The organism is Neomoorella sulfitireducens, assembly GCF_024733845.1.
Classification (GTDB): domain Bacteria; phylum Bacillota; class DSM-521; order Neomoorellales; family Neomoorellaceae; genus Neomoorella; species Neomoorella sulfitireducens.
This window is the reverse complement of the sequence record NZ_JANRHG010000001.1, coordinates 440,656-453,592: the sequence shown is the minus strand read 5'-3', so window position 1 is coordinate 453,592 and position 12,937 is coordinate 440,656. Positions and strand designations below refer to the sequence as shown.

Annotated in this window: 15 protein-coding genes; all 15 read left to right on the top strand. The window is 58.9% G+C overall.

Annotated elements, in window-relative coordinates; translation table 11 throughout:
- Positions 1–2: 2 nt before the first annotated feature.
- The 15 genes from atpB (at position 3) to NWF31_RS02030 (ending at position 12,799) form a co-directional block, all read left to right on the top strand.
- Positions 3–686 (top strand): F0F1 ATP synthase subunit A, encoded by a 684-nt coding sequence (atpB, locus tag NWF31_RS02100; protein WP_258358840.1) that lies wholly within the window; start codon positions 3–5, stop codon positions 684–686.
- A gap of 105 nt (positions 687–791) precedes the next feature.
- Positions 792–1,022, top strand: a complete 231-nt coding sequence (atpE, locus tag NWF31_RS02095; RefSeq protein WP_422880226.1) for an ATP synthase F0 subunit C — start codon at positions 792–794, stop codon at positions 1,020–1,022.
- Positions 1,023–1,103: 81 nt separating this feature from the next.
- Positions 1,104–1,610: a F0F1 ATP synthase subunit B gene (gene atpF / locus NWF31_RS02090; protein WP_258358839.1), complete on the top strand. Its 507-nt coding sequence runs from the start codon at positions 1,104–1,106 to the stop codon at positions 1,608–1,610.
- Positions 1,607–2,143, top strand: a complete 537-nt coding sequence (atpH, locus tag NWF31_RS02085; RefSeq protein ID WP_258358838.1) for an ATP synthase F1 subunit delta — start codon at positions 1,607–1,609, stop codon at positions 2,141–2,143. The genes atpF and atpH overlap by 4 nt, the downstream gene beginning before the upstream one ends.
- A gap of 241 nt (positions 2,144–2,384) precedes the next feature.
- Positions 2,385–3,908: a F0F1 ATP synthase subunit alpha gene (gene atpA / locus NWF31_RS02080; protein WP_258358837.1), complete on the top strand. Its 1,524-nt coding sequence runs from the start codon at positions 2,385–2,387 to the stop codon at positions 3,906–3,908.
- Between the two features lie 14 nt (positions 3,909–3,922).
- Complete coding sequence (atpG, locus tag NWF31_RS02075; RefSeq protein WP_258358836.1) at positions 3,923–4,771, top strand: ATP synthase F1 subunit gamma; 849 nt, start codon at positions 3,923–3,925, stop codon at positions 4,769–4,771.
- Positions 4,772–4,786: 15 nt separating this feature from the next.
- Complete coding sequence (gene atpD, locus NWF31_RS02070; RefSeq protein ID WP_258358835.1) at positions 4,787–6,175, top strand: F0F1 ATP synthase subunit beta; 1,389 nt, start codon at positions 4,787–4,789, stop codon at positions 6,173–6,175.
- Entirely contained in the window at positions 6,176–6,580 is a 405-nt protein-coding gene (locus NWF31_RS02065; RefSeq protein ID WP_258358834.1) for a F0F1 ATP synthase subunit epsilon, read from the top strand.
- Positions 6,581–6,648: 68 nt separating this feature from the next.
- Complete coding sequence (locus NWF31_RS02060) at positions 6,649–7,503, top strand: YwmB family TATA-box binding protein (RefSeq protein ID WP_258358833.1); 855 nt, start codon at positions 6,649–6,651, stop codon at positions 7,501–7,503.
- 59 nt (positions 7,504–7,562) lie between these two features.
- Positions 7,563–8,819, top strand: coding sequence for a UDP-N-acetylglucosamine 1-carboxyvinyltransferase (gene murA, locus NWF31_RS02055; protein ID WP_258358832.1), 1,257 nt, complete (start codon positions 7,563–7,565; stop codon positions 8,817–8,819).
- A gap of 90 nt (positions 8,820–8,909) precedes the next feature.
- A complete protein-coding gene (locus NWF31_RS02050) occupies positions 8,910–9,434 on the top strand; it encodes an apolipoprotein A1/A4/E family protein (RefSeq protein ID WP_258358831.1) in 525 nt (174 codons plus the stop codon).
- Positions 9,435–9,581: 147 nt separating this feature from the next.
- The gene (gene spoIID / locus NWF31_RS02045) at positions 9,582–10,562 is read left to right on the top strand and encodes a stage II sporulation protein D (protein ID WP_258358830.1); all 981 of its coding nucleotides are present in this window, start codon (positions 9,582–9,584) and stop codon (positions 10,560–10,562) included.
- A gap of 81 nt (positions 10,563–10,643) precedes the next feature.
- Entirely contained in the window at positions 10,644–11,363 is a 720-nt protein-coding gene (locus NWF31_RS02040) for a M23 family metallopeptidase (RefSeq protein WP_258358829.1), read from the top strand.
- Between the two features lie 62 nt (positions 11,364–11,425).
- Positions 11,426–11,683 carry a sporulation transcriptional regulator SpoIIID gene (gene spoIIID / locus NWF31_RS02035; RefSeq protein WP_258358828.1) on the top strand — a complete coding sequence of 86 codons (258 nt, stop codon included), beginning with the start codon at positions 11,426–11,428 and terminating at the stop codon, positions 11,681–11,683.
- A 75-nt stretch (positions 11,684–11,758) separates the two neighbouring features.
- Positions 11,759–12,799 (top strand): rod shape-determining protein, encoded by a 1,041-nt coding sequence (locus NWF31_RS02030; protein WP_258358827.1) that lies wholly within the window; start codon positions 11,759–11,761, stop codon positions 12,797–12,799.
- Positions 12,800–12,937: the final 138 nt, after the last annotated feature.

Here is a 12,937-nt window from a genome sequence, read left to right as displayed (position 1 = left end):
TAATGGGACTGCAGGCTTTAGGAGAGATCATGGCCCATGTTCGCCCCCATGAGGTATTTTCCCTGGGTCCGATACCGGTCTACTCCACGGTAGTCAACACGTGGATTATCATGGTTCTTTTACTGGCAGGAGTTTTCCTGGCAACCCGGAAATTAACTTTTGTACCCCGGGGTATCCAGCACATCTTTGAGATGCTCATGGAATTTTTCTACAGTCTCTTGGAAGAAGCCATGGGCAAGGAGGGCCGGCGCTACCTGCCCCTGGCGGCCACCCTGTTTATATTCATCCTCAGCCTCAATCTTTCCTGGTTTATTCCCGGGATGAAGCCCCCGACCATGGACCTTTCCACCACGGCGGCCTTTGCTGTGACCACCATCATCCTGGTCCAGCTTATCGGCATCCGGAAAAGGGGCCTGGTGGGCTACATTAAGCACTTTTTCCAGCCGGCACCCTTTCTCTTTCCCCTGAATGTAATTGAGGAGCTGGTCAAGCCGGTTTCCCTGTCCCTGCGTCTATTCGGCAATATGTTCGGGGAAGAGATGGTGGTGACTATCCTGTTTATCATGCTGCCCTTTTTATTACCGACACCCATTATGATCCTGGGCGTCCTCATGGGCTTGATCCAGGCCTTTGTTTTTACCCTGCTGACAGTTACTTATATAGCTAATTTTATCCACGGTCATTAAAGGAGCCGCACTTACGGGATTAGTTACCTGGGAATGAACAGAAATTAGTGGCTGGCTAACCACAACATAGCCAGCCCACAAAGGAAGCCATTCTTAGAGGAGGATATGCACATGACAGCACTAGGTTTTATCGGCGTCGGCCTGGCCATCGGCCTGGCAGCACTGGGTTCGGCCCTCGGCCAGGGCTATGCTTCCCGCGGGGCTATGGAAGGTATAGCGCGCCAGCCTGAAGCCAGCGGCAACATCCGCACCACCCTGCTCCTAGCCCTGGCGTTCATGGAAGCCCTGACGCTCTTTTCCTTCGTTATTGCCATCCTCATGTGGACCAAGCTCTAGAAAACTACAGGGCGGGTAAGGCGCCTGGCCGTCTTATTCGCCCCGCAACTGTTTTTGGTACAGCGAAAGGGGGGTGGCCGTGTGGAGGGCATTTTTCATGCCTTGAATTTTAATGTGTGGACCTTTTTGTTCCAGGTCATCGACCTCCTGGTAGTCATGGGGGTTCTTTATATTCTTCTTTACAAACCCCTGGGCAAGATCCTGGCCGACCGTGAGGTAAAAATTGAAGGCGATTTAAGGGACGCGGCTACGGCTAAAGAGAAGGCGCAGCAAATGCTCAAGGAATACCAGCAGCAACTCCAGGACGCCCGCCAGGAAGCCCAGGCCATACTGGACCGGGCCAGCAAAATGGCCGAAGAAACGCGGGCCGAGATTGTGGCTAGGGCTAAAGAAGAAGCCGGGCGGGCCCTGGAACAGGCCCGGGCCGAAATTGAAGGCGAAAAGGGCAAAGCCCTGGCCGCCATCCGCAGTGAGGCCGCGGCCCTGGCCGTCCTGGCGGCGGGCAAGGTGCTGGGACGTACCCTGACACCCGACGACCAGGAGCGCCTGGCCCGGGAAGCACTGGATGAAGTGGAGCGACTGCAATGAGCAGCCAGGCCATTGCCAGGCGTTACGCCCGTGCCCTTTTTGAAATTGCCCGGCATAAAGGCACCACGGAAGGTTTTGCCGCCGTCCTGGAAGCGGCCGGCCGGGCCCTGGCAGAAAACCATGAGCTGCGCCGCGTCCTGTATCACCAGCTCATTCCCGCCCGGGAGAAGCAAAGAATAATTGATACCCTTTTCCCGGATATCGACCCGTTGTTAAAAAACTTTTTCCACCTGGTCCTGGCCAAAGGCCGGGAGCGGACCCTGCCGGAGATGGCGGTCCAATTCCGGCACCTGGTTGATAGGGAAAACAGGGTGCTCGCTGTGGAAGTACAGGCAGCAGCACCTCTTTCAGAAGAAGTCACCGACGCCCTGAAAGAAAGGCTGGCCCGGCTGACGGGCCAAAACATCCGCCTGCAGACCCGGGTGAACCCTTCTCTCCTGGGCGGGATGGTCATCCGCCTGGGGGATCGGGTCCTCGACGCCAGTCTAAAGAAAAAGCTGGAACTTTTGGGCGCCCACTTGAAGGGCGCATGAGGCAGGAGTTTTTCTAATAGCACTGTTTTGTTGTTTAAAGGCTGGTGTTGTTTGGAGTGAGCGACTTGACCCGAGCGGCTAAGCGGGCTTGGTGAAGCCGAAGAGCGAGGCCGGCCTTTGAGGCAAGGATGCCTAATAGGCCGGGAACCGCGCCTTAAGCACGGCTGAGCCGCAGACCGCTCCGCAAGGGTCACGGAGCGAACGAAAACAACCCAGGCGTGTAAAGGGGTGAAAAGCAGTCTTGAGCATCCGGCCCGATGAAATAACCAGCATCCTGAAGAACCAGATCGAACAGTACCAGCTGGAAGTAGAAGTAGCCGATACGGGCATCATCACCCAGGTCGGCGACGGTATTGCCCGTATCTACGGCCTGGAGCGAGCCATGGCCGGCGAGTTGCTGGAGTTTCCCGGCAACGTCTACGGCATGGTCCTCAACCTGGAAGAAGACAACGTCGGCGCCGTCGTCCTGGGCCCCTACACCCACATTAAAGAAGGGGACCAGGTCAAGCGTACCGGGCGCATTGTTGAAGTCCCGGCAGGAGAAGCCCTGATCGGCCGGGTAGTCAACGCCATGGGCCAGCCCATTGACGGCAAGGGTCCCATCAAGACGGAAAAATTCCGGCCGGTGGAATCGCCGGCGCCGGGCGTCGTTTACCGCCAGCCGGTGAATACGCCCCTGCAGACGGGCCTGAAGGCCATCGATTCCATGATTCCCATCGGCCGCGGCCAGCGGGAGTTGATTATCGGCGACCGCCAGACGGGCAAGACGGCCATCGCCGTTGATACCATCATCAACCAGAAAGGGCAAAACGTCATCTGCATTTACGTAGCCATAGGTCAGAAGGCTTCTACCGTGGCGGGCGTCGTCCAGCGCCTGGAGGAAGCCGGGGCTATGGACTACACCATCGTCGTCTCGGCCACGGCCAGCGAGCCGGCCCCCATGCTCTACATCGCCCCCTATGCCGGCTGCGCCATGGGCGAGTATTTCATGTACGAACAGCACCGGGACGTCCTCTGCATCTATGACGACCTGTCCAAGCACGCCGCCGCCTACCGCGAGCTCTCCCTGCTGCTAAGGCGGCCGCCGGGACGGGAGGCCTACCCGGGCGACGTCTTCTACCTCCATTCCCGCCTGCTCGAACGGGCGGCCCGCTTGAACGACGCCCTGGGGGGCGGGTCCCTGACGGCCCTGCCCGTTATCGAAACCCAGGCCGGGGACGTGTCGGCCTATATTCCCACCAACGTCATCTCCATTACTGACGGCCAGATCTACCTGGAGTCCGACCTCTTTTACGCCGGGCAGCGCCCGGCCGTCAACGTGGGCCTGTCGGTATCCCGGGTGGGGGGCGCGGCCCAGATCAAGGCCATGAAACAGGTGGCCGGGCGGCTACGCCTGGACCTGGCCCAGTACCGGGAGCTGGCGGCCTTTGCCCAGTTCGGATCCGACCTGGACAAGACCACCCAGGCGCGGTTGGCCCGCGGCGAGCGCATGATGGAGATCTTAAAACAGGACCAGTACCAGCCCATGCCGGTTGAAGAACAGGTAGTGGTCCTCTATACCGCCGTAAACGGCTTCCTGGACGACCTGCCGGTAGAAAGGGTACGGCCCTTTGAAAGGGAATTCCTGCGCTTCCTGCACAGCATGCACCCGGAAGTTTTGGCCGGCATTCGCGAAAAACGCCAGCTGGACGAGGAACTCCAGGAGCAGCTAAAGAAGAGTATCGAAGAATTTAAGGGCAGCTTTACCGCTGCCGGGAAAGCCTAAGGTGGTGAGCCGGCATGCCCAACATGCGTGACCTGAAGCGCCGGATCCGCAGCATCAGGAGTACCCAGCATATTACCCGGGCCATGAAAATGGTAGCAGCGGCCAAGCTGCGCAAGGCCCAGGCCCAGGTCACGGCAGCCCGGCCCTATGCTGAAAAACTTGAAGAAGTTGTCGGCCGTCTCATGGGGGCCGTGGATCCGGAGACGCAGCCCCTGGCGGCAGCCAGGGAAGTAAAAAAAGCCGGTTATGTATTGTTGACCGGCGACCGGGGCCTGGCCGGAGGCTACAATGCCAACCTCATCCGCCTGGCAGAAGAACGCCTGCAGGCGGAAGAGCGCCCGGCAGCCCTGGTGACCGTCGGACGGAAAGGCAGGGACTATTTCCGCCGCCGCCAGGTAGAGATCGTCCGCTCCTTTACCGATATCGGCGACGAACCGGACCTCATCCAGGCCCGCGAGCTGGCCCGCCAGCTGGTGGAGCTGTACCTGGAGGGCACCCTGGATGAGGTAAACCTCGTCTATACCCGCTTTTATTCCGCCCTGCGCCAGGTGCCCCGGATCGAACCCCTGCTCCCCATCAAAGCCGGCGCGACCGGGGAGGACGGCAGGGAATATATCTATGAACCATCACCGGCGGAGGTATTAAAAGCCCTCCTGCCGCGCTATTGCGAGATCAAGGTCTACCAGGCCCTCCTGGAGGCAAAGGCCAGCGAGCACGGGGCCCGGATGACGGCCATGGACAACGCCACCGAGAATGCAGCCGAAATGATCGATAAATTAACCCTATCCTTCAACCGCGCCCGCCAGGCGGCCATTACCAGGGAGATCCTGGAGGTCGTTGCCGGCGCGGACGCCCTGAAGTAAAGGAGGGGATACGGATTGAATGAGGGACAGGTAGTACAGGTAATCGGCCCGGTAGTTGATGTCGAATTTGCCAGCGATCAGTTGCCCGACCTGTATAACGCCATTACCATCAAGAATGAAAATATTAATATCACCATGGAAGCCATGCAGCACCTGGGCAACAATACCGTGCGCTGTGTGGCCCTGTCTTCCACCGACGGCCTGCAGCGGGGGATGAAGGCCGTGGATACCGGCGCCCCCATTACCATCCCGGTAGGGAGGGTAACTTTGGGCCGGCTCTTTAACGTTTTAGGAGAACCCATCGATAACCAGGGACCGGTAGAAGCCACGGAACGGCTGCCCATCCACCGGCCGGCACCCTCCTTTGAGGAACAGCAGCCGTCGACGGAAATCCTGGAGACGGGCATTAAAGTCGTTGACCTGCTGGCCCCCTACGCCAAGGGCGGCAAAATCGGCCTTTTCGGCGGCGCCGGCGTGGGCAAGACGGTCCTGATCATGGAACTAATCCGCAATATTGCCTACGAGCACGGCGGCTTTTCCGTCTTTGCCGGTGTTGGCGAGCGCACCCGCGAAGGTAACGACCTTTACCTGGAAATGAAGGAATCCGGGGTCATCGACAAGACGGCCCTGGTCTTCGGCCAGATGAACGAACCCCCGGGAGCCCGCCTGCGGGTGGGCCTGACGGGCCTGACCATGGCCGAGTATTTCCGGGATGCCGAGGGCCAGGACGTCCTCCTCTTCATCGACAACATTTTCCGCTTCGTCCAGGCCGGCTCCGAAGTGTCGGCCCTCCTGGGACGTATGCCCTCGGCCGTGGGTTACCAGCCCACCCTGGCCACGGAGATGGGCGCCCTCCAGGAGCGCATAACCTCCACCAAAAAAGGGTCCATTACCTCCGTCCAGGCCATTTACGTCCCCGCCGACGACCTGACGGACCCGGCGCCGGCCACGACCTTTGCCCACCTGGACGCCACAACGGTTCTCTCCCGGCAGATCGCCGAGCTGGGCATTTACCCGGCCGTGGATCCCCTGGATTCCACTTCCCGCATCCTCGACCCCAGGATCGTAGGCGAGGAGCACTACCAGGTGGCCCGGGGCGTGCAGCGCATCCTGCAGCGTTACAAGGAGCTCCAGGATATTATCGCCATCCTGGGCATGGACGAGCTCTCGGAAGACGACAAGCTAATCGTTGCCCGGGCGCGCAAGGTGCAACGCTTCCTTTCCCAGCCCTTCCACGTGGCGGAAGCCTTTACCGGCCAGCCCGGCGTCTACGTGCCACTTAAGGAAACCATCCGCGGCTTCAAGGAGATCCTGGAGGGCCGTCACGACAGCTTGCCCGAACAGGCCTTTTATATGGTAGGTACCATTGATGAAGCCGTCAAGAAGGGGCAGGAGATGATGTAAATGCCTCCCCTGCAGCTGGAGGTTATTACACCCGAAAGGGTGACCTTAAAGACAGAGGTTGAAGATGTTATAGCCCCGGGCATCCTGGGCTACCTGGGCATATTGCCCGGCCACGCCCCCCTTATTACCCCCCTGAAGGCCGGGGTGGTAACCTATCGCCGGCAGGACGACGGGAAAGAACGCCTGGCCGTTTCGGGCGGTTTCCTGGAAGCCGGGCCGGAGCACGTGGTCATCCTGGCCGACACGGCGGAAAAAGCCTCGGAAATCGATGTGGAGCGGGCGCGCCAGGCGAAAGAGAGGGCCGAAAAGCGCCTCCGGGAACGCCCCCCCGGCCTGGATGTGGCCCGGGCCGAAGCCGCCCTGCAGCGGGCTATAGCCCGCCTTAAAGCCGCCGGCGAATTGTAAGAAACGTTTAATTAACAGGTCCCCCGGCAAAAATAGGTATAATCCTTTTTTGCAAGGGGGCATTTAATTTGCGCCGGTTCTCTTTTAATTTCCTGCGCATTAATTTTAAGATTTTCCTGTTAATCGTCCTCCTCCTGAGTTTTACCGCCGGCCTGGCACTGGCCGGGCACCTCTTTGCACCCGGGTCGCGGGGATTGGCCACTACAGGCAAAAATGCTGCCGTTGCCGATCGGCCTGTGGCCGGGGGGGAAGCAGTGCCCCGCCTCTTGCTTGCCGCCCTGGATGCCGGCGGGGCTAACCTGGATACCATTGCCCTGGAAGCATGGGGCAGCCTTATCTCCACTTATGTAGACCAGGAATCCCTATATAAAATGGCCGGGCGCGCTGCCGCCGCCCTTGGCCTTACGGGTATGGAGGGTTTTACCCGGCAGGAAGAAGAAGGCTTTCGCGCCCTGTACTGGGAAGGGGAACCGGAGCCGGGGGTGGCCCTGTTCTTCACCCTTCAGAGCCTGGCCGGGGCCGGGGAAGATGGTGAAACCTACCTCCTCATCAACATTGAAGGCCGGCCCCGGGAAGGGGAAAGGGAGATGCTTGCCTGGCAGGAAAGGGTAAAAGAAGCCTTTAATACCTGGCAAGTGAAGCCCCACCTGACTTACACCATGGTAGGCGTCATTCCCGGGAGGCTTTCACCTGAGGAGAGGGAGCGGCGGGCCATGGCCGTCCTGGAGGCCCTTGAAGCGGAAAGGGTTGAAGGGGTAGAAGATGCCGATTTGCTCTCCATCAGCGCCTATTCACCCCAACTACCCCGTTCCCTGGAAGTCGCCGGCCGCCCGGTGAACGCCAACGTGGCCCTGCGTTATCATAGCGTCGAAGGCGACACCTATATTCATTTAGGTTCACCCCTTTTAGGTGGCGAGTATTAACCGATATATGTTATAATAGAATTTATCAACAGCTTAATTGCCAAAGGGGCATAGAAAAATTGGAGGCAATCGTCATTCGAGGCCGGTCGCGCCTGCAGGGGCGGGTTACCGTCAGCGGCGCCAAGAACGCCGTCCTGCCCATTATTGCCGCGTGCCTGCTTACGGGGGATGAATGTTACCTGGAGGATATTCCCCGCTTGGCCGACGTCGATACCATGTGCGAGGTTATCAGCGAAATGGGGGCCAAAGTTTACCCTGACGGGGTGCGGTCTTTGCGGGTTGAGGCTGGCTCGTTACAGGGCGTAGAACCGCCCTATGAATTTGTCCGCCGCATGCGGGCTTCCTTCCTGGTTATGGGGCCCCTCCTGGCGCGCCTGGGACGGGTGAGGGTATCCCTCCCCGGCGGCTGTGCCATAGGCGCCAGGCCTATCGATCTGCACCTTAAGGGCATGGCCGCCCTGGGGGCCAGCATTTATGTCAATAACGGCAACGTTGAGGCCGAAGCAAACCGCCTGAGGGGTGCGTCTATTTACCTGGATTTTCCCAGCGTCGGGGCAACGGAAAATATCATGATGGCGGCTGCCATGGCCGAAGGAACGACCATCATCGAGAATGCCGCCGGCGAGCCCGAGATTGTCGACCTGGCCAATTTCATCAACGCCATGGGCGGCCGCATCAGCGGCGCCGGCACCAGGGTGATCAGGATTGAAGGCGTCCGGGAGCTCCACGGCGCCCGTCACGCCGTCATCCCCGACCGGGTGGAAGCCGGGACCTTTATGATAGCTGCTGCCGCCACCGGCGGCGACGTGTTCCTGGAGAACGTCATCTCCACCCACCTGAAGGCCGTTATGGCCAAGCTGGCCGAAGCCGGGGCCGAACTTTCCGAAGAGGACGGCGGCATCAGGGTGCGGGCGGGACTGCCCCTCAGGGCGGTAGACATCAAAACCATGCCTTATCCCGGCTTTCCTACGGACATGCAGGCCCAGTTCATGGCCCTCCTTACCACGGCCCGGGGCAGCAGCGTCGTCACCGAGACGGTTTTTGAAAACCGCTTCATGCACGTCGGCGAGCTGAAGCGCATGGGAGCCAGCATCTTTATAGAAGGCCATTGCGCCGTGGTAAAGGGCAAGGAAAAACTCACCGGCGCACCGGTCAAAGCCACCGACCTGCGGGCCGGCGCCGCCCTGGTCATAGCCGGCCTCATGGCCGAAGGGGAAACGGTAATTTCCTGCGTCCATCACATCGACCGGGGCTATGAGGACCTGGTGGGCAAATTCCAGGCCCTGGGAGCGAAGATTAGCAGGGAAGACAGGTAGATATGGTTCGCTACTACGTTTGAAAGCAGCACGCCCTTTTATTACTAGTAACGGCTATGGTAGAATTTACTTAAGAGAGGGGCGAAAGGGGTGGCGGCGGTGCCCGAAGAAATCAGGCAGGAAGTAGAGCGCGGGAAGAAGGAAGCAGCGGCCGGTGCTGAGGAAAAGGCAGTAGATTTTGGCTTTTACCTGCTCGTTGACAGGATTGCTGATTTAAAAAGCGACCTGCAAAAGCAAATAATGGATGCAAAAGAAATCCTGAGGCAGGAGATGAAGCAGCAGGGAGATACCTTGCGGCAGGAGATGAAGCAAGAGATCGGCGCCGTGCGGTATGAAATGAAGCAGCACGTAGATACCCTTCGGCAGGAAATGAAGCAAGAGATCAGCGCAGTGCGGCAAGAGATTAAGCAAGAGATCACCGCAGCGCAGCAGGAGATGAAGCAGGAAACTGGTTCCTTGCGGCAGGAGATGGAAACCCTGCGCCGGGAAATAAAGCAAGACGTCCAGCATATAGATAACAAACTGGACAACTATCACTGGTGGAGCATAGCCACATTTTTTACCGTCCTCGTAGGAACCCTGGCTATAGCAGTTACCATATATTTTGCCAGATAGACTTCTCTTGAACCGGCCCGGCGCCGGGTTATTTTTTATATACTTGCCGCCCTCACCGGGGCGGTCTTTTTTTGGTCAAGCCCTCATATATATGGACATAGCAGGTGGACAAAACCTATAAGCTTAACGCCGCCGGGGGTGAGCGCCATGCGCAAAGCATTGGGACTTTTCATTATCCTTATTTTTGCCGCCGTGATTATCCTGCCGGCCATAATTATCGAAGGGATCAGCCTTTTACAGCCGCCGGTACAGGTCCAGTCCGGGCAACAGCTGGTACGTGTCTACTTTCACCAGGGGGGGGATATCAGGATAATACCCCTGGAAGAGTATATTACCGGGGTGGTAGCCGGGGAGATGCCGGCCGATTTCGAGCTTGAGGCCCTTAAAGCCCAGGCCGTGGCCGCCCGCACCTATACCCTGAAAAAGATAGAAGATGCCCGGAGCAAGCCCGACGACCACCACCCCGGCGCCGATATCTGCACCGACCCGGCCCACTGCCAGGCCTATGCCGACGACGACGTTTTACAGGAGCGCTGGGGCCTGATAAATTTCTGGCGCAATAAAGGCAAAATCCAGGAAGCCGTCCGGGCCACCGCCGGTATGGTTCTTACCTACCAGGGCAAGCTAATCGATCCCGTCTATCATGCCAACAGCGGCGGCCGGACGGAAAGCGCCGCTGCCGTCTGGGGACAGGACCTGCCCTACCTCCAGAGCGTACCTTCCCCCTGGGATAAGGAAGCACCCCGTTACCAGGCCGCCACAACCTTCACCCTGGAAGAACTGGACCGGAAGCTGGGGGTAGACCTCACCTCCGTACCGGCGGCGTCCCTGGCACCGTCCGGGGGCACGGCCATAAGGGTCCTGGAAAGGACCGCCACCGGTCGCGTTAAAACCATCAAGATCGGCGACAGGACCTTTAGTGCCGTCGAACTGCGCCGTCTCCTGGACCTGCCGTCAACCTATTTCACCTGGCTGGTCCAGGGAGACTGCATTACCTTTAACACCACGGGTTATGGCCATGGTGTAGGCATGAGCCAGTACGGCGCCAACGGTATGGCCAGAGAGGGCAAAAACTTCGCCGAGATCCTTACCTATTACTACCGGGGGGTAAAGATTGAAAACCGGTGAAGAAAAGGTTAACGTCAGTAGACGGCGCAGGTATTAAATGGTAAAAAATGGGGCAGAATCCAGCTGAGGTGATGCAACTACATGCTGAAGATTCTGGCCTCATGGAAAAAACTTTTAGCTTTTAAACCCCTATCCGGGCAGGAAAAATGGAGTAGCCGGCTGCAACGGGTAATAAAGCGGCGCGGCCTCTACCTGGTGCTGCTGGCCCTGCTCCTTGGCGGCAGCTACTACCTGGTGACCAATGACGCCGTATTTCAAAAACCCGCCGTCGAAACCTTCACCCCGTCCGGGCAGGCGGAAGTCTCCCAGGGAATACCGTCGCCCCTTGAGCCCCTTGCCGGTTCTGCCACCGTGCCGCCTGAATTGGAAGGACAGGCAGGGGCCTATACTGCCCCGGCAACGGTTTCGCCGTCCCTGGCCTTGCCCGTTGCCGGCAAAATGGTCAAGGGCTATGGGTTTGCCTATGCCCCGGCCTTCGGCGACTACCGCTTCCACCCGGGCATAGACCTGGAAGCCCCCGCGGGCAGCGAGGTTAAAGCCGCGGCTGCCGGGGTGGTGAAGCAGGTGGAGTACAGCGATGCCTGGCGCTACCGCCTGGTCATCGACCTGGACAACGGCTACGAGACGGTCTACGCCCATCTGAGTAGCATTAAGGTCGCCAAGGGGGACAGGGTGCAGGCAGGAACCGTACTGGGAGAACTGGGGGAACCGGGCACGGCCGAAGCCGGGGCCCCGGCCCACCTGCACCTGGAATTGCTAAAAAACGGTAATGCCATCGACCCGGTTTCCGTTTTGCAGTAAGTTCTTTTTTCGGCAGCCTGCCAATAAAATTATAGCGGAGTTGAAATTGGGAGGCTGCCCCCATGCAGGACTATATCCAGGAAAGGGTATTGCAAATAGCCGCCTACATCGTGGAGTACCGCTGTACTGTCCGCCGGGCGGCTAATGTTTTTAATGTCAGCAAAAGCACCGTGCATAAGGACGTTACCGAGCGCCTGCCGCGCCTTAACAGCAGGCTGGCCGGAGAGGTACGGGAGGTACTCAACGCCAACAAGGCCGAGCGGCACCTGCGGGGCGGGGAAGCTACCAGGAAAAAATATAAAGAATCGCGGGTTTCTTGAAAAAGCGACAGGAATTCTTTCCTCTCCTGGAGAATTATTAACATAACTGTGCGGGAGAGGAAGGGAGAAGGATTAATGCTTGGCCTGGGGCAACACGATATCGGGATTGATTTGGGGACAGCCACTGTTCTGGTATACGTTCAGGGCAAGGGGATCGTATTAAGGGAGCCATCGGTAGTAGCTTTCAACCGGGATACGGGCCAGATTTTTGCCGTGGGGGAAGAAGCCCGGCTCATGCTGGGCCGGACACCGGGAAACATCGTTGCCCTGCGTCCCTTGAGGGAAGGGGTAATCGCCGACTACGACAGCACCGAAAAGATGCTGCGCTATTTTATAACCAAGGCCTGCGGCCGCCAGGGGCTGTTAAGGCCGCGGGTGATGGTCTGCATTCCCTCCGGGGTTACCAGCGTTGAGGAGCGGGCGGTCCGCCAGGCGGCCCTCCAGGCCGGGGCCAGGCAGGCCTATGTCATTGAAGAACCCCTGGCGGCGGCCCTGGGGGCCGGCCTGGACATATCCGAGCCCAGCGGCTCCATGGTGGTGGATATTGGCGGGGGCACCACCGACATTGCCGTTCTCTCCCTCGGGGGCATCGTCTGCAGCAGTTCCTTACGGGTGGCGGGGGACAAGTTCGATGAAGCCATTGTCCGTTACATCCGCCGCGAACATAACTTGATGATCGGCGAGCGCAGCGCCGAAGAATTAAAGATACATATCGGCACCGCCCATCCATCATACAGGGGAGAAGCCGGCATGGACGTGCGCGGCCGCGACCTGGTAACCGGCCTGCCCAAAACGATTAACATCACCGCCGGAGAAATCTATATTGCCGTGCAGGAGCCCCTGCAGCAGATAATCGGGGCGGTCAAAGAGGTACTGGAAAAGACGCCGCCGGAACTGGCTGCGGACCTGGTAGACAAAGGTATTGTCATGACCGGCGGGGGCAGCCTTCTCCACGGCCTGGATCTCCGCCTGAGTGAAGAGACGGGCCTCCCGGTACATATCGCCGAAGACCCGGTTTCCTGTGTGGCCCTGGGTACAGGTAAAGCCCTGACCATGCTCGACGTCCTGGGGCAGAGTAATCCTTCCGAGGGCAGGCAGGCGCGGCTGAACCGTTAAGGCGCGGCCCTTCCGGCTGTGACGATTATCCCAAGGGGTGGTGAGCGGTAAATGGTCCTGCTTGCCACCTTTATTTTTTATTGCCATTATAAACGCCAGTATTGTATAATGAGAAAGTGACCGACCGTCCGGTCAGTC

Excerpts from the sequence above, each read along its gene's own strand:
- atpB (WP_258358840.1), top strand. The coding sequence starts at position 3 with ATGGGACTGCAGGCTTTAGGAGAGATCATGGCCCATGTTCGCCCCCAT.
- atpE (WP_422880226.1), top strand. The coding sequence starts at position 792 with ATGCACATGACAGCACTAGGTTTTATCGGCGTCGGCCTGGCCATCGGC.
- atpH (WP_258358838.1), top strand. The coding sequence starts at position 1,607 with ATGAGCAGCCAGGCCATTGCCAGGCGTTACGCCCGTGCCCTTTTTGAA.
- atpG (WP_258358836.1), top strand. The coding sequence starts at position 3,923 with ATGCCCAACATGCGTGACCTGAAGCGCCGGATCCGCAGCATCAGGAGT.
- NWF31_RS02065 (WP_258358834.1), top strand. The coding sequence starts at position 6,176 with ATGCCTCCCCTGCAGCTGGAGGTTATTACACCCGAAAGGGTGACCTTA.
- spoIID (WP_258358830.1), top strand. The coding sequence starts at position 9,582 with ATGCGCAAAGCATTGGGACTTTTCATTATCCTTATTTTTGCCGCCGTG.
- NWF31_RS02040 (WP_258358829.1), top strand. The coding sequence starts at position 10,644 with ATGCTGAAGATTCTGGCCTCATGGAAAAAACTTTTAGCTTTTAAACCC.
- spoIIID (WP_258358828.1), top strand. The coding sequence starts at position 11,426 with ATGCAGGACTATATCCAGGAAAGGGTATTGCAAATAGCCGCCTACATC.
- NWF31_RS02030 (WP_258358827.1), top strand. The coding sequence starts at position 11,759 with ATGCTTGGCCTGGGGCAACACGATATCGGGATTGATTTGGGGACAGCC.